Origin of the sequence: Rhizobium sp. RHZ02, assembly GCF_014851575.1 — a bacterium.
GTDB lineage: Bacteria > Pseudomonadota > Alphaproteobacteria > Rhizobiales > Rhizobiaceae > Rhizobium > Rhizobium altiplani.
The window spans coordinates 1-16,727 of record NZ_JACUZX010000022.1 but is presented as its reverse complement, the minus strand read 5'-3'; the positions used below and the strand labels follow the sequence as shown (position 1 = coordinate 16,727).

The 16,727-nt window shown below is 60.8% G+C and carries 13 protein-coding genes; 4 read left to right on the top strand and 9 right to left on the bottom strand.

What is annotated here, in order from left to right:
* Positions 1-103 precede the first annotated feature (103 nt).
* From zwf to edd, 3 genes are read left to right on the top strand one after another with little or no spacing between them, the layout of a single operon-like run.
* Positions 104-1,579, top strand: a complete 1,476-nt coding sequence (zwf, locus tag IB244_RS23720; protein ID WP_062375911.1) for a glucose-6-phosphate dehydrogenase — start codon at positions 104-106, stop codon at positions 1,577-1,579.
* Positions 1,580-1,590: 11 nt separating this feature from the next.
* Positions 1,591-2,289 (top strand): 6-phosphogluconolactonase, encoded by a 699-nt coding sequence (gene pgl, locus IB244_RS23715; RefSeq protein WP_192305890.1) that lies wholly within the window; start codon positions 1,591-1,593, stop codon positions 2,287-2,289.
* Between the two features lie 60 nt (positions 2,290-2,349).
* A complete protein-coding gene (gene edd, locus IB244_RS23710; RefSeq protein WP_018856825.1) occupies positions 2,350-4,170 on the top strand; it encodes a phosphogluconate dehydratase in 1,821 nt (606 codons plus the stop codon).
* A gap of 73 nt (positions 4,171-4,243) precedes the next feature.
* On the opposite strand, the gene IB244_RS23705 is transcribed toward edd, so the two are convergent.
* The 6 genes from IB244_RS23705 to IB244_RS23680 form a co-directional block, all read right to left on the bottom strand.
* Positions 4,244-4,597, bottom strand: a complete 354-nt coding sequence (locus tag IB244_RS23705; RefSeq protein ID WP_018856824.1) for a hypothetical protein — start codon at positions 4,595-4,597, stop codon at positions 4,244-4,246.
* A 269-nt stretch (positions 4,598-4,866) separates the two neighbouring features.
* Positions 4,867-5,958: an ABC transporter ATP-binding protein gene (locus IB244_RS23700; RefSeq protein ID WP_018856823.1), complete on the bottom strand. Its 1,092-nt coding sequence runs from the start codon at positions 5,956-5,958 to the stop codon at positions 4,867-4,869.
* A gap of 21 nt (positions 5,959-5,979) precedes the next feature.
* Positions 5,980-7,632 (bottom strand): alpha-glucosidase family protein, encoded by a 1,653-nt coding sequence (locus tag IB244_RS23695; RefSeq protein ID WP_192305888.1) that lies wholly within the window; start codon positions 7,630-7,632, stop codon positions 5,980-5,982.
* Between the two features lie 26 nt (positions 7,633-7,658).
* Complete coding sequence (locus IB244_RS23690; RefSeq protein WP_018856821.1) at positions 7,659-8,822, bottom strand: carbohydrate ABC transporter permease; 1,164 nt, start codon at positions 8,820-8,822, stop codon at positions 7,659-7,661.
* 1 nt (position 8,823) lies between these two features.
* On the bottom strand, positions 8,824-9,837 hold the full coding sequence (locus IB244_RS23685; RefSeq protein WP_018856820.1) for a carbohydrate ABC transporter permease: 1,014 nt from the start codon (positions 9,835-9,837) through the stop codon (positions 8,824-8,826).
* A 164-nt stretch (positions 9,838-10,001) separates the two neighbouring features.
* Positions 10,002-11,366 carry an ABC transporter substrate-binding protein gene (locus IB244_RS23680; RefSeq protein WP_113470054.1) on the bottom strand — a complete coding sequence of 455 codons (1,365 nt, stop codon included), beginning with the start codon at positions 11,364-11,366 and terminating at the stop codon, positions 10,002-10,004.
* Between the two features lie 286 nt (positions 11,367-11,652).
* Here IB244_RS23680 and IB244_RS23675 point away from each other — a divergent pair, with 286 nt between their 5' ends.
* A complete protein-coding gene (locus tag IB244_RS23675; protein ID WP_113470055.1) occupies positions 11,653-12,699 on the top strand; it encodes a LacI family DNA-binding transcriptional regulator in 1,047 nt (348 codons plus the stop codon).
* Here IB244_RS23675 and folD read toward each other — a convergent pair.
* The 3 genes from folD to IB244_RS23660 all read right to left on the bottom strand — a co-directional run bounded on the left by folD (position 12,678) and on the right by IB244_RS23660 (position 16,316).
* Positions 12,678-13,577, bottom strand: coding sequence for a bifunctional methylenetetrahydrofolate dehydrogenase/methenyltetrahydrofolate cyclohydrolase FolD (gene folD / locus IB244_RS23670; RefSeq protein ID WP_192305886.1), 900 nt, complete (start codon positions 13,575-13,577; stop codon positions 12,678-12,680). The genes IB244_RS23675 and folD overlap by 22 nt on opposite strands.
* A gap of 117 nt (positions 13,578-13,694) precedes the next feature.
* Positions 13,695-15,425 carry a succinoglycan biosynthesis protein gene (locus IB244_RS23665; protein WP_192305884.1) on the bottom strand — a complete coding sequence of 577 codons (1,731 nt, stop codon included), beginning with the start codon at positions 15,423-15,425 and terminating at the stop codon, positions 13,695-13,697.
* An 87-nt stretch (positions 15,426-15,512) separates the two neighbouring features.
* The gene (locus IB244_RS23660) at positions 15,513-16,316 is read right to left on the bottom strand and encodes a WecB/TagA/CpsF family glycosyltransferase (protein WP_192305928.1); all 804 of its coding nucleotides are present in this window, start codon (positions 16,314-16,316) and stop codon (positions 15,513-15,515) included.
* Positions 16,317-16,727: the final 411 nt, after the last annotated feature.

Genomic DNA, 16,727 nt, shown 5'->3' with positions numbered 1-16,727 from the left:
CGATCTAAAACCTCTTTCCGAGAGATTCATTGCATCGCACACTGGCTTTTTTAAATCGATTAGATTAAAGAGCCAATAACCCGTCTGATTGAGAGACATCCTCATGAGCAGCCAAACCATCCCCGTTGAACCCTTTGATTATGTCGTTTTCGGTGGCAGCGGCGACCTTGCGGAACGCAAGTTGCTGCCTGCCCTTTACCATCGTCAGATCGAGGGGCAGTTCTCCGAACCGACCCGTATCATCGGCGCGTCGCGTAGCCCGCTGACGAACGAGGAATATCGCAAGTTTGCCCAGGACGCCCTGAAGGAGCACCTCAAGAAGGGCGAATACAACGAGGCCGAGGTTACGAAGTTCCTGCAGCGCCTGTACTACGTGCCGGTGGATGCGCGTTCGGATGCCGGCTGGGATCAGCTCAAGAAGCTTCTGGACGAAGGCAAGGATCGCGTGCGCGCCTTCTACCTCGCCGTTGCTCCGGGCATCTTCGGCGACATCTCGCAGAAAATTCATGACCACAAGCTGATCACCAAGTCGACGCGCATTGTCGTTGAAAAGCCGATCGGCCGCGACCTTGCTTCCGCCCTGCAGCTGAACGACACGATCGGCAAGGTCTTCAAGGAAGAGCAGATCTTCCGCATCGACCACTATCTCGGCAAGGAAACGGTGCAGAACCTGATGGCGTTGCGCTTTGCCAATGCGCTCTATGAGCCGCTGTGGAACGCCAACCATATCGACCACGTGCAGATCACGGTTGCCGAGTCGGTCGGCCTCGAAGGCCGCGCCGGATATTATGACACCGCTGGCGCGCTGCGCGACATGGTGCAGAACCACATCATGCAGCTCGTCTGCCTGGTCGCGATGGAGGTCCCCTCCTCGATGGACTCCGAGGCCGTCCGCGACGAGAAGCTGAAGGTGCTGCGCGCATTGAAGCCGATCAATGCATCGAACGTCGAGACCAATACCGTTCGCGGCCAGTATCGCGCCGGCGCTTCCAGCAGTGGTCCGGTCAAGGGTTACCTTGAGGAGCTCGAAGGCGGCGTTTCGAACACCGAAACCTTCGTTGCCATCAAGGCCGAAATCGGCAACTGGCGCTGGGCTGGCGTTCCCTTCTACATCCGTACCGGCAAGCGTCTTGCCGGCCGCATGTCGGAAATCGTCATCACCTTCAAGTCGATCCCGCACTCGGTCTTCGACCAGTCCGCCGGCCGTATCAACCAGAACCAGCTCATCATTCGCCTGCAGCCTGATGAAGGCGTCAAGCAGTCGCTGATGATCAAGGATCCGGGCCCGGGCGGCATGCGCCTCCGCAACGTCTCGCTCGACATGAGCTTTGCCGACGCTTTCCAGGTCCGCAATCCGGACGCCTATGAACGGCTGCTGATGGACGTCATTCGTTCAAACCAGACGCTGTTCATGCGCCGCGACGAAGTCGAGGCCGCATGGCAGTGGGTCGACCCGATCTTGAAGGGTTGGGATTCGACCGGCCAGAAGGTTCAGGGATACACCGCCGGCACCTGGGGCCCCAGCCAGTCGATCGCGCTCATCGAGCGTGACGGCCGCACCTGGCACGACAACCTGTAGGATAAAGAACGATGGCAGCGACGATGCATGCTTTTGCCAATGGCGCGGAACTGGCTCGCAACCTTGCCGACAAAGTCGCTGCGTCGCTTTCCGCGGCAATCGACGCACGGGGAGCGGCAACCTTTGCCGTTTCCGGCGGCTCGACGCCGAAACTGTTTTTCCAAGAGCTTTCGGCCCGCGATCTCGACTGGACCAAAGTGACCATCACACTCGTCGACGAACGCTTCGTAGCGGCGAACAATCCGCGCTCGAACCATCTGCTGGTGGCCGAAAACCTCCTGCGGAACAAGGCGAAGGCTGCAAACTTCCTGCCGCTCTACCAGGCAGCAGGCTCGGTCGAGGAGGCTGCGAGGCTTGCGACGAGCGCGACGGCCACGATCGGCAATCCCTTCGATGTGGCGATCCTCGGAATGGGTGGCGACGGCCATACCGCCTCGTTCTTTCCGCGCGGCAGCAATCTGAAGGTCGCGCTCGACCCCAACACGCCGCGTGGTATCATCACCATGGAGGCGGAGGGCGCGGGCGAGCCGCGGCTCACCTTCACCTTCTCCAGCCTTCAGGATGCAAAGCTGCTCGTGCTTCACATCGAAGGCGAGAGCAAGAAGGACGTCCTGACGAAAGCGCAGAGCGCCGGCGACGAGGCAGAGATGCCGATCCGCGCCATTTTGCGGCGGGCGGCGAGCCCCGTCGAAATCTACTGGGCTCGATAAGCCTTCGGGCAGATAGCCGCGAACGAAAAACTGAAGAGCAAACAAGGCAGGATACCTCCCATGTCCGCTAATGCACGCATTTCTGCGATCACCTCCCGCATCGTCGAACGATCGAAGCCGACACGCGGACTTTATCTGGAGCGCCTGCGCAATGCGACCTCCAAGGGTGTAAGCCGCTCGGTTCTCGGTTGCGCCAACCTCGCGCACGGCTTTGCGGTCTGTTCCCCCGCCGAGAAGGACGCGCTTGCAGGCGACCGCGTGCCAAACCTCGGCATCATCACTTCCTACAACGACATGCTCTCCGCGCACCAGCCCTTCGAGCATTATCCGGCGATCATCCGCGAGGCGGCAGCGGAAGCCGGGGGCATCGCGCAGGTCGCCGGCGGTGTTCCTGCCATGTGCGATGGCGTCACCCAGGGGCAGCCGGGAATGGAGCTTTCCTTGTTCTCGCGCGACCTGATCGCCATGGCTGCCGGCGTGGGCCTCTCCCACAATATGTTCGATGCCGCGCTTTTCCTCGGCGTCTGCGACAAGATCGTGCCCGGCCTTGTCATCGCCGCCCTCTCCTTCGGGCATCTGCCGGCGATCTTCGTGCCGGCCGGTCCGATGACGTCGGGCCTGCCGAACGACGAGAAGTCACGCGTGCGCCAGCTTTATGCCGAAGGCAAGGTCGGCCGCGCCGAACTGCTGGAAGCAGAGTCGAAGTCCTACCACGGTCCGGGCACCTGCACCTTCTACGGCACGGCGAATTCGAACCAGATGCTGATGGAGATTATGGGCTTCCATATGCCCGGCTCCTCCTTCATCAATCCAGGCACTCCGCTGCGTGAAGCCTTCACACGCGAAGCTGCCAAGCGTGCGTTGGCGATTACGGCCCAGGGCAACGAATACACGCCGGCCGGTGAGATGATCGATGAGCGCTCTATCGTCAACGGCGTCGTCGGCCTGCACGCGACCGGCGGCTCGACGAACCACACGCTACACCTCGTCGCCATGGCGCGGGCAGCAGGCATCCAGCTGACCTGGCAGGATATTGCCGAGCTATCCGAGATCGTGCCGCTGCTGGCGCGCGTTTATCCGAACGGCCTTGCCGACGTGAACCACTTCCACGCCGCCGGCGGCATGGGCTTCCTTATCAAGGAGCTGCTCAAGCACGGCATGGTGCATGACGACGTTCGTACGGTCTTCGGCCATGGCCTGCAGGCTTACACGATCGATCCCCGCCTCGGTGACGACGGCACGATCGTGCGCGAACCGGCACCGGAAAAGAGTGTCGACCCGAAGGTGCTTGCCAATATCGAAACCCCCTTCCAGGCCAATGGCGGCCTGAAAATGCTTCGCGGCAATATCGGCAAGGCCGTCATCAAGATCTCTGCAGTCAAGCCGGACCGCCACGTCATCGAAGCGCCGGCCATCGTCTTCCACAGCCAGCAGGAACTGCAGGACGCTTTCAAGGAAGGCAAGCTCAACAAGGACTTTATCGCCGTCGTTCGCTTCCAGGGACCGAAGGCGAATGGCATGCCGGAACTGCACAAGCTGACGCCGCCACTCGGCGTGCTGCAGGATCGCGGCTTCCGCGTGGCACTTCTGACCGACGGCCGTATGTCCGGCGCTTCGGGCAAGGTTCCGGCTGCAATCCACGTGACGCCGGAGGCTGTCGATGGTGGTCCGATCGCTCGCATCAAGGACGGCGACATCATTCGCCTCGACGCGATCGCCGGCACGCTGGAGGTTCTGGTCGATGCTGCCGATCTGGCGGAACGCGAGTCCGTGGTTGCCGATCTTTCCGAGAACGAATTCGGCATGGGCCGCGAGCTGTTTTCGCCCTTCCGCCGCGCCGTCGGTCCTTCGGATCGCGGGGCCAGCGTCCTCTTCCATTGAGGCAATAGCCCGCTCTAGAAACAACGAAGCCCGCGAGGAAACTCGCGGGCTTTGCTTTTGATGCTTGGCGAAGTCAGCCGCGGATGTCGAGCACGCGATCGCGGTGTGCCGGGTGTGTGCTGTAGACGAAGATCTTGTTGAGTTCCTTATCATTTAGCATGCGCAGAAAGCGAACTTCGATCGTGTTGTTGGCATTCACCCGCGTTAGCATGCAGCCGATCTTGGTGATGCGTGCATCCGGGATATCGAGATAGAACTGCTTCGGAAGGGCGTACTGGGTGAGGAGCGCGAGGACGGCCGTGCTCTTCGAAATGCGAATGATATCGCAACGCCGGGACGCCATGTGCATGACGCCCTTCTCAGTATATTCGATGCGTGCGGCATTCATCGTATCCTCCATTTTGAACCGCACTTCGCGGTCGTACATGAAGGATTCCTCCTTATTTAGAAAGTGCTGCCCGGAAGGCATTGGATTCGATGCTGCCACCGCCGTATTCCCTTCGATATTCAATGAGGAAATACTAGCTGGCGATGTTTAACAGAAGGTGAGAGTAGTTTCGATCCGGCACGCTATACACACTGAACGCCGCAGCGAACCTGCAAGAATAAACCCGTTTTCGATCAAATACATAACAAAGCCCGGGCAACACATCGCGGTCCCCGGGCCTGATTTTTCTCGTTCGCAACGAGGCAACTTTATTTACGATACGTGCGCCCTTCCGCATCGAAAAGATGCAGCTTGGAGCGGTCGGCCGAGAAGTGCATCTTCTGGCCCTTCTTGATATCGTAAATGCCAGGCAGCTTGACGATGATCGGCTCGCCCGGAACGAGACCCTCGATGTAGAGCAGTGTCACTTCGCCGAGCGCTTCGACGATCGAGACTTCGCCCTCGAAGAGGTAGTCGTCGCCGGCACCGGCGATGCGTAGATCCTCGGGGCGAACGCCGAAGCTCGCGGTCTTGCCCTTCTCAGAGCCCGCCGTCGGAATGTCTAGCGTTACGGACTTGCCGCCGGTCAGCGTCACCGTCGTTGAGTTGCCAGCCTCGGTAATCGTCGACGGAATGACGTTCATGGCCGGAGAGCCGATGAACTTGGCGACGAAGAGATTGGCCGGACGCTCGTAGAGCTCCAGCGGTGCGCCCACCTGCTCAATGTTGCCGGCGGAAAGAACGACGATGCGGTCGGCAAGTGTCATCGCCTCGACCTGGTCGTGCGTGACGTAGATCATTGTCGTGCCGGCCATCTGCTCGCTCAGGCGGGCGATCTCGATGCGGGTCGCGACACGGAGAGCTGCGTCGAGGTTCGACAGCGGCTCGTCGAAGAGGAAGACCTTCGGATTGCGGCAAATGGCGCGGCCGATGGCAACACGCTGGCGCTGACCACCGGAGAGCGCTTTCGGCAGGCGATCGAGATATTTGCCGAGTTGAAGACTGTCGGCCGCCGCACGAACACGGCGATCGATCTCCTGCTTGTTTTCGCCGGCGATCTTCATGCCGAACGCCATGTTGTCGTAGACCGTCATGTGCGGATAGAGCGCATAGGACTGGAACACCATGGCGATGCCGCGCTTCGACGGCGGCACATCGTTGACCAGCTGGCCATCGATATACATGTCGCCACCGGTAATGTTCTCCAGGCCGGCAATCATGCGCAGCAGGGTGGATTTTCCGCAGCCCGAAGGACCGACGAACACAACGAACTCGCCCTCCTTGATCTCCAGATCGATGCCGTGGAGAACGTCCACGGAACCGTAGGATTTGCGAATATCCTTGAGCGTCAGTCCAGTCATTAAATCCTCCTCCTCAAGTCGTCAGGCGAGACGAGCGAAGTACGCTCCCCATGCCGGAATATCGATCTTCTCACCGTAGTTATTGCTGACGAAGCCGTGGCCCGTCAACGCCTGCCAGTCACCGGCAGGCAAAACGACGGCACTTTCGGTAGCGCTCATGTTGAAGACGCAAAGCAGCTTTTCGTTGCCGTACTCGCGCACGAAAATCAGCACGTCCTCCTGCGGTTCCATGAACTCGATCTCGCCCTTGGCAAAGGCCGGATGCAGCTTGCGGAAGGCGAGGAAGCGGCGATAGTGCTCGAGGACCGAGTTCTCGTCGGCCAGCTGGACGCTGACGGCGCGCAGGATGTGTTCGACAGGAACCGGCAGCCACGGTTTGACGGTCGAGAAGCCGCCCTGGGCGACCTGGCTATCCCAAACCATCGGCGTGCGGCAACCATCACGGCCCTTGAATTCCGGCCAGAACTGGATGCCGTAGGGATCCTGCAGGTCCTGATAGGCGAGATCGGCCTCGGTCAGGCCGAGTTCCTCGCCCTGGTAGAGGCAGACGGAACCGCGCATCGTCATCAGGAGCGACGCATACTGCTTGGCGAATGCATCGTGATCGGCGACCAGCGAGCCCCAGCGGCTGACATGGCGCATGACATCGTGGTTGGAAAACGCCCAGCAGGCCCAGCCATCGGGTGCCGCGGCCGCGAAGTCTTCCATCACCTCCTCGACGCGTTCGGGCGACAAGGGGTCGGGCGCCAGGAACTCGAAGGCATAGCACATATGCATCTTGTCATTGCCTGACGTGTATTCGCCGACGATCTCAAGACCGCGTTGACTGTCGCCCACCTCGCCGACGGCAGCAATCGCCGGAAACTCCTCGAGCACGGCGCGGAACCGCTTCAGGAACTCCAGGTTCTCCGGCCGGTTCTTGTCGTAAAGGTGCTCCTGGAAGTTATAGGGATTGACCGCCGGAGCGGTTGAAGCGTTGCGGCGCTCGGGGGCGAGCGCCGGATTGTCGCGCAGTTCCCTGTCGTGGAAGTAGAAGTTGATCGTATCGAGGCGGAAGCCATCGACGCCGCGCTTCAGCCAGAAGCGGACGACATCAAGCAACCGGTCCTGAACCTCGGGATTGTGCAGGTTCATGTCCGGCTGCGAGGTCAGAAAGTTGTGCATGTAGTACTGCATGCGCGTCGGATCCCACGCCCATGCGGAACCGCCGAAAATCGACAGCCAGTTGTTCGGCGGCGTGCCATCAGGCTTGGCATCAGCCCAGACATACCAGTCGGCCTTCGCGTTGGTCTTGCTGGATCGGCTCTCGACGAACCAGGGATGCTGGTCCGAGCTGTGCGAGATGACGAGGTCGATCATCACGCGAATGCCGAGGCGATGGGCCTCTGAAATCAGCGTGTCGAAATCCACCAGCGTGCCGAAAATGGCATCGACGTTCTCGTAGTCGGAGACATCGTAGCCGAAATCGCGCATTGGCGAAGTGAAGAAAGGCGAGATCCAGATCGCGTCGGCGCCGAGGGCGGCGACATGCGGCAGCCGGGCGGTGATCCCCTTCAAATCGCCGATGCCGTCGCCATTGGAGTCCTGGTAGGAGCGCGGATAGATCTGATAGATCACCGCGCCGCGCCACCAGTCCTTGTCGGCCGTCAAAATGGATTGGGATGCCATGCTCATGTTTCCTGTTCGATCGTCTTGGGTTGCTAACCGCCCTTGACCGAGCCCGCGAGCAGACCACGCACCAGATAGCGCTGCAAGCCGAAGAACACGAGCAGCGGTACGACAATGGTGACGAAGGCCGAGGCCGTCAGGATTTCCCAGTTGCCACCCCGTGACCCGAGCAGCGCGTTCAGCGCGCCTGTCAGCACGAGGTGGTCCCTGTCGGTGCCGAGGAAGACCATGGCGACAAGCAGGTCGTTCCACACCCACAGGAACTGGAAGATCGCAAAGGATGCGAGCGCGGGGAAGGACAAGGGCAGTACGATACGGGTAAAGATTTCAAAATCGCTGGCGCCGTCGACGCGGGCGGACTCAATAATTTCCCTCGGGAGACCGGCGATGTAGGCGCGCAGCAGATAGATTGCGAGCGGCATGCCGAAGGCAGTGTGCGCGAACCAGATGCCGGGATAGGTCTTCGACGGAGCGTCGAGCAGTGCGCCGATGCCGTTGTAAAGTCGCAGAAGCGGAATGAGCGACATCTGCAGCGGCACGACGATAAGGCCGACAACAAGCGCGATCAGCAACGCGCGCCCCGGAAACTCCATCCAGCTCAGCGCGTAGGCCGCGAAGGCGGCAATCAGGATCGGGATGATCGTGGCCGGGATGGTGACAGTCAGCGAGTTGATGAAGGACTGCCCGATACCCTCGCTGGTCAGAACGTTCTTGTAGTTCTGCAGCGTGAATTCCGGCGGCGTGGCAACGGAAATGTAGACACGGCGGCCGCCGTCATCCGGTCCGAAGGCGGCATACTTCATATAGCGATAGTTGCCGTCGGCTGCGACGGTGAGCGACACGCCGTCGCCGAGATCAGCCGTCTCGCCCGCCTTGTAGGCGGACGGCTGCTGGACGCGCGTGCCGAAAGCGCGGATGGAGCGCCCCTGCTGTCCTTCCAGCACATTGCCCGAAATGACGTAAATGGCGCCTTCCTGCTTCTGCTGGTCGGGCTGTCCAAGGCGCACGGCAACGGTGCGTGACGAGCCCGCAAAGGCCGTCCACCAGCCGGAGACGACGAGCTGGTCCTTGTCGCGCAACGCGCTGACAAAGATACCGAGCGTCGGGATCAGCCACAGAACGACGATCACGAGGACCGCAAAGTGGACAAAGAGACGGGCGGGGCCGATCTTGAAGAAATCTCGGGTAAGCGTCATCTCAGTGGCCTCCCAGCTCGCGATTGGCGCGACGGACGTTCCAGACCATGATCGGCGTCACGGCCAGCATGATGATCAGCGCGATAACAGCACTTCGGCCGGAGTCACCACCGCCTCGGAACAGCCAGTTGAACATCAGGTTGGCGAGTACCATCGTATTCCATTGACCGTTGGTCATGGTCAGCACGATGTCGAAGACCTTGAGCACGAGAATGGTAATCGTGGTCCAGACAACGGCGATCGTACCCCAGACCTGCGGCACCATGATGCGCCAGAAGATCTGCCAGCCGTTTGCGCCGTCGATGACGGCGGCTTCAATGGTTTCCTCAGGGATGCCGCGGAGCGCCGCGGACAGGATTACCATCGCAAAACCGGTCTGAATCCAGATGAGGATGATCATCAGGAAAAAGTTGTTCCAGAAGGGAACCGAGATCCATACCTGAGGCGTCCCGCCGAACAGCTGGACGATCGCGTTGAGGAGGCCGATCTGCACATCGTTGCCGCCGCGGTATTCGTAGATGAACTTCCAGATAACCGATGCGCCGACGAAAGAGATCGCCATCGGCATGAAGACGATGCTCTTGGCGATATTGCCCCACCAGATGCGGTCGGTCATCACGGCGATGACGAGGCCGAAGAAGGTGCAGGCCGCCGGCACGACCGCCAGCCACAGGATGTTGTTGAAGATCGACTGGCGGAATTCGCGGTCGGTGAAAGCCCACTGATAGTTCGCAAAGCCGACAAACTGCTCACCGGAGCGATCATAGAAGGACAGGATCAGCGTCGCGACCACGGGATAAACGAGGTAGACGACAAGGAGGAGAAGGGCCGGCCCGATGAACAGCCACGGGCGGATCATCGCCCGGCGATTCAGGTTGCGCGCTGCGGAATGGATGTCACCATCCTTCACCGGCAGGGACCAATCCAGGATCTTGTTGGAAAAATAGAAGTAGGCCGAGCAGGCGAAGACCGCCACGACCACGACCCCCAAAGCGGAAACTATCTGCGACAGCATTCGTCCCTCCCCCTGCTACCCTGTCTGTCCTGACGGGTATGCGCGCCGATGTCGTCACGCCGCCATCGCTCGACGCGACAGGCGACAGTGGCCGGACACTCCCAGTATCCGGCCATGTATTTCAACCATGCCGCCGCAACCGACGGCATGGAACTCAGGCGATGTTACTTGATCGCGTCCCAGGCACCCTGAATTTCCTTGGCGGTGTCTTCAGCAGACTTGCCACCAACGAAATCGACCATGCCTGTCCAGAATGCGCCCGCGCCGATCTTGCCCGGCATCAGGTCGGAACCATCGAAGCGAAAGGTCGTCGCAGTCGTCAGGATCTCGCCTTCCCGCTTCATCTGATCGTTTGCATAGGCTGCCGTGTTGACGCCCTTGTACGGCGTCAGGAAGCTGGACTGCGCCATCCAGACTTCGTGTGCGATCGGCGTCTTCAGGAATTCAACGAACGCCCGGGCGGCCTTGGAGTCCTTCGTGACGGTTACGAGCGTACCAGCGCCCAGAACCGGCTTGCCGAGGTCGGCATGTGCCGCATAGGTCGGCATATAGAAGAAGTCGGCATCCTGACCGAGCTTCGTGCCTTCTGGGAAGAAGGACGGAATGAACGAAGCCTGGTGATGCAGATAGCACTTGGGCGGCACGCCGAAGAGCCCCTTCGGGCTGTCGCGGAAATCGGTCGCGGCTACGGCTGCAACGCCACCGCTGACATACTTCTCGTTCTTGGCGAAGGAGCCGAATTCCTCGATCGCGGCAACGACGGCCGGATCGGTGAACTTCACTTCGTTGGTCGTCCACTTGTCGTAAACATCAGGCTTCTGCTGGCGCAGCATGATGTCTTCGATCCAGTCCGTTGCCGGCCAGCCGGTCGCACCACCGGAGCCGAGGCCGATGCACCACGGCACGCCGCCGTCCTTGACGATCTGGTCCGTCAGGGCATGGAGCTCTTCCATGGTCGTCGGGACCTTGTAGCCTGCTTCCTTGAAATTCTCCGGCACATACCAGACAAGCGACTTCACGTCGGCCTTGTATGGGAAGGCGTAGAAGGCTTCCTTGCCGTCCTTGCCCTTGTAGGTGCCATAGCCAACCCAGCTGTCGCCGGCGCCATAGTTTTCCTTGACCCAAGCAGAGGTCTCATCGCCGAGCGGCGTCAGGAAGCCCTTGCCGGCGAGGTCGGCGAGAAGGCCCGGCTGCGGCAGGATCGCGATGTTCGGCGGCGAGCCGGCCTGCGTGTCGATGACGATCTGCTGTTCATAGTTTTCCGAAGACGAGTACTTGGCGTCCACGCCGGTCGCTTCGGTGAAATAGGCCAGAATGCTGCGGAAGAAGGCTTCGTCTTCACCGCGCCATGGCCCGAAGATGGTCATCTGCTCGCCCTTCAGGTCGGCATGAGCAGCCTTGAAGTCGTCGTAGCTCTTCCAGTTGAACTTCGAATCCTGCCCGGGGGCAAACTTCAGATCGGCAGCCGACGCGGCACCCGCAGCAAGAAGCGCCGCCGCGGCAACACCCATCAAAAACGTCTTTCTCATGTGATCAACCTCCCATCACAATCCCAACCGCACTTTTGAAACTATTTGGATGCCGTTCCAAAGCGCTTTGACAAATGCACTCATTTCACTTTCGATGGAAAAGAGTCAAGCTATTTCGCGAAAAGGGCAGCAGACGCGGCCCTGTTATCCCCGAAGTACCGACGCCACACCCTTGGGAATATGGCGCGATTTTGCTTGAGTCAAGCGGTGCAGCTGCTACATAATTGAAAGCGCTTTGGATGCCATTGGGAGCTGGCGGCCAGTGCGAGCGGAGGAAGCATAACACGTGAATCTCAAACAGCTATCGGAATTGCTTGGACTGTCGCAGACGACGGTAAGCCGCGCATTGAACGGCTACCCCGAAGTCAATGAGGCGACGCGCGAGCGCGTGCTGCAGGCCGTCAAGGAAACCGGATACCGTCCGAACAAGGCGGCCCAGCGGCTTGCGACCGGCAAGGCCGGTTCCATCGGCCTCGTAATGCCAACCGCTCCCGACCACTATTCGGACGTCCATTTCGGCGAATTCCTGACGGGCCTCGGCGAGGAGGCCGTGCGCCACGACTTTCATTTCGTGATCATGCCGGCCGATCCAAACGACGAAGTGGGCGCGCTGAGGCGGCTTGCGATCAGCGGCAATGTCGACGCGCTGTTCGTCGCCTATATGCGCGGCCATGATCCGCGACTACCGATGCTGAAGTCGCTTTCGATGCCCTTCCTCGTGCATGGCCGCTCCTTCGGCTCCGAGCCGGACTATCCCTACCTCGACATCGACAATGAAGGCGCTTTCTACGATGCCGCGCGCCTGCTGCTTCAGCTCGGCCATACGCGCTTTGCCCTGCTCAACGGGCCGGAGCATCTCGACTTTGCGATCCGTCGCAAGAACGGAATGATTGCCGCACTTTCCGAGCGGGGATTGTCGCTTCCGGACGATCACATGAGCCACACATCAATGACGGACGAGCTTGGCCAGACCGCAATGGAGCGCTTTCTGCAGAAGCCGGAGCGGCCGACGGCCATCCTCTGCTCCAGTACGGTGTTGGCGCTTGGCGCGATCCGCGCCGTAAACCAGGCCGGCCTGAAGCTCGGGGAGGAAATCTCGCTGATCGCGCATGACGACGTCCTGCCACATCTGAAGCCCGAGAACTTCTCGGTGCCGCTGACGACGACACGATCCTCGCTTCGGGCGGCAGGCGTGCGCATCGCTCAACGGCTCATCGGAACGATCAAGCAGGAAGGGCCCTTCCCGGAGCAGGAGCTCTGGAAGACCGAGCTGATCGTCAGGGCCTCAACGGGCCCTGCTCCACGGCAGGATCAGAATGTCGGCGGTGTCTGACCGGCGGTGCGATGGGCGGCAATGACGGTGTTGGCCATCAGCATCGCAATGGTCATCGGGCCCACACCACCCGGAACCGGCGTAATGACATCGGCGACCCTTGCCGCCTCTTCAAAGGCGACATCCCCGACCAGACGAGTCTTGCCTTCACCTTTCTCGGGAGCCGGAATGCGATTGATGCCGACGTCGATGACCGTGGCGCCGGGCTTCACCCAATCACTCTTGACCATTTCCGGCCGGCCAACGGCGGCAACCAGAATATCCGCATTGCGGCAGACAACGGGCAGATCCTTGGTGCGCGAGTGAGCGATGGTGACCGTCGCGTTGGCGTTCAGCAGCAACTGCGCCATCGGCTTGCCGAACAGGTTCGAGCGGCCGATGACGACGGCATTCAGGCCGGAGAGATCTTCGCCGTGCGTGCGGCGCACGAAGACCATCGCGCCGGCTGGCGTGCAGGATACCAGGCCCGTTACAAGATCGCCGGTTGCAAGCTTGCCGGCATTGACGACGTGCAGACCGTCGACATCCTTTTCCGGCAGGATCGATTGGATGATCGGTTCGGATTTCAGATGCTTCGGCAGCGGCAGTTGCACAAGGATGCCGTGGATCGAGGGGTCGTTGTTCAGCGACGCGACGAGTGCCGCCAACTCATCCTGCGTGGTCTCGACAGGCAAAGTGTGCTGGACGGATTTGAAGCCGCATTCCTTCGCCATCTTGCTCTTGGAGTTGACGTAGGCGTGGCTGGCCGGATCATTGCCAACGATCACGACCGCAAGACCCGTCTTGACACCGCTCTGCTTGTCCAGCGCCGATGTCGCCGCCTTCACCGTTTCGACTACGGAAGCTGCGACCTGTTTGCCATCAATCACTGTCGTCAAGACTATCTCCTGCCCTTGCTTTCGCCCATTGTAGCCGGTGGCGCCCAGCGCGATTTGCCTGTCCACGCCCTATCCTGCCTAAAATGGCAAATGCAAGAACAATCGTGTCGCAGCTGGTCAGGATGCCGCCTGCCGGGTACGCAACCTGTCGCGCATAGCGGCGAGCTCCGCGCGTATAATGTCCACTTCCTGCGGCATCGCGGCAGGCTCAGCTGCCGATGGCGCGACGACAACCGGCTTCGGGGCGGGAGTGGGCAGCGACGGTTCCTTCCTTGCGGACGCCGTGAACCTGGCGCGCGCTTTGAAAGACACTGTCGCAAGACCAAATGCGAGGCCAGCAAAGGCGCCGAGCAACGTGGGGAGCCAGCCCTCCTCCGCCGGCACTGCGGCGACCTGCACCGCCTTCTGCAGTCGCAGGCTGCCGGCACCAGGCGTCACCGCTCCGGTCGTGATCGCATCCTCAAGGCGCTGGCGTGCCGCACTCGCCTTGTCGCGAAGCTCGGCGAGTTTCGCCAGGTCGACACCTGTATCCTTGCTTTGCGCAATCAGTGCATTGCGACTGTCGCTTAGCTGCCGCTTCTCGACTGTCGCCTGCTTCATCTCGTCGGTCGTTTCGCGGAGCAGCCGGGCGATGTCGTCACCGATCGCTGCTTTCAAGCCGTCGACCTCTGCCTGCTGAGCTTGCAAGCGGGGATGGCGGGGACCGAGATTGGCCGACAGCTGTGAAAGAGACAGTTGTGCCGCCACATACTTGTCGCGGCGATCGACGAGCGTCGGCGACATGAGGTCCGCATCCAGCGTACCGGCAATCACATCGCCGACCCTTGCCGCCTTCAGACGACGGGCCCTTTCCTGGGCAGCAGCAACACGCTCGTCCCCTGCCTTCAGTTCCGCGTCCATGCTCCCGATCTGCCGCTGCAGATCGATGGCAACCTTCACGTTGCCTTCGCCACTATTCTGCGTGAAGGCCGTAAGATCGAGTTGCGCCGCGTCGGCCGCCTTCTTCAGCGACCCGTCTTCGACCGCGGCCTTTGTGGTTCCTGAGCCTGTCACGACAGACGCCAGGTAGTTCGCAATGCGCGCGGATTTCTCGGCGCTGCCGGTCGTCACCTTGAAATCGATGGTGCCGGCGTGAGGGTCGCTCGTGGTGCGGATCGCGGAAACGAGCGATGCTTCTGCGTGCGAAAGCGGATCGGCGGCAGCGCCATCGGTCGAAAGCAGGTCGACAGCCACCGCAAACGCATCCGAGGAGAGGCCGAAAAATTCCGGATCGCGATCGAGTTTCAACGCAGCGACCGTTGCCGCGATCGCGTGGGAAGACCGAAGCGTCTTCTCGGCCGCTTTAGCGACGGCCGCACGGCCTTCGCCGTCACCTTGGACAGCGAACACAGCGTCAGCGCTATAGCGCGCCGTTTCGGCCGGGATCAGGGCACCGCTCGCCGCGCCCAATGCGGAGATGAGAGCAACTATCGCAAGTGGCTTCAGACGCTGCGATTTCGGTGCACTGTGTTCGGTAGGCAGCGTGGCCACGTTCGGGGTCGCTGTCGCTTCTGTGGCGCATGTAACTTCCGAAGGCACAACAGAGGACGGATCGATCGCGGCAGCCGCTGCATCGTTCGCAGCCTCGAGCCGCTTGCCCAGGATCGTTTCGATGCGGCTGACAAGCGGCGGCGGCGCCGCGGCATCACGGCTGGCCCGCTGCCGCTCGAGCGCACGCTCGATCACCCCGAGCAATTCTGCCTCCGCAGCCGGCATCGCGGCCGCGGTCTTGGATGGCATCGCCACACGCTCGCCCTCGACCGCCACAGGTCGGCGGAAGGCTTGGCTTCTCGGGTTGTTGTCGTACATCGCCAGATCTCATGCGTATGAACGGTCGAAGCCATCCGCGAAAGCGGACGGGTTAACCAACACTAAAAGTTCATGGCAAAGAAAAGGTTAACTGGCGGGCCTTGCGTCGGTCAGTTCCGTATCCGCATGCGGCGTTCCGTCGTACCGGAGGGCGTAGTACAGGAAGGCAGCAAAGCCCAGGCCGGAACGAAGGCCAGGGCGCGCCGGCCATTGCGTCCAGCGATAGGCGCGTTCAAGTCCCACCGTCCGTACAATCTTCGGCACGGGGCGGATCATACCGGCCACGACATCGAACAGGTCGCCGACAGCAAGCACTAGGCGAGCGTGATCCGCCCGGATGTTCTCTTGGATCCATTTTTCCTGAAATGGAGTGCGCGCTCCGACGACGAGTATGTCGAGCATTTGCCCGTCGATCTGATCTACGATCCGCGACCTGCCTTCTGTGTGGGAGAGGGTGTCGGAAATGACGGTGAACTCGTGCCATGGCGCGTGCCGACGGAATTTCGCTGCAGTCAGGCGAGCCTCTTGAGGGTTCGTGCCGATAAGGCCGATGCGGCGCGGTGTCTCCATGAACGTCAGCAGCGCCGGCACGAAATCGGCGGCCCTCAAGCTGGCAGGGAACGGCGAGCCATGCGCCACCTTCGACGCGATGTTGAAACCTGGACCATTGGGAAGCAGCAGGTTTTGTGCAAGAACGGCGCGATAGTCGCTGTCGCGCAGCGCCATGAGCATGTTGCGCGCGGTGACGAAGGAAACGGATGTCTGCCCGACCGGTATCGACAGGAGTTCATTGAAAAGCACCAGGGCGTCATCCCAGCCTAGGTCGCAGACCGGCAGATCGAAAATCGCGCGGCGCGACGACAAGACCGCGAAATTCGCGATCAGGTTCATGCCGGTTTCCTGACGATAGTGTTTCATGCGCATGCATCCCCGAACAGATCACATAGCCGCACCAGACGATTCAACATCGACCGGTGGCGTTGGCCTGGGAGCGCATGAGAGAATTCCGAGAAACAGAATGTCAGTGCACAGTCAGCCCATCGGGCCGGTCTTGTAACAGCGCGATTTCAACTATCTCTTAGGAAAACCGTTTGAATTTCGCCCCTTGGTGGAAGGAATTATTAACCGTCTACAGTCGGCACAAAAACGCAGAAACGGCGCCCCAAGGGCGCCGCCAGATTGCTGACAAACCCCTGGCACCGTCTGGGGGTTTGTGATTCATTGGGACATGTTGAAGAAACCTGCCCCCACCCAGACGGCTCTTGAGATGGTGACGCTCGACAGTCTGGTGCCGAAGGATCA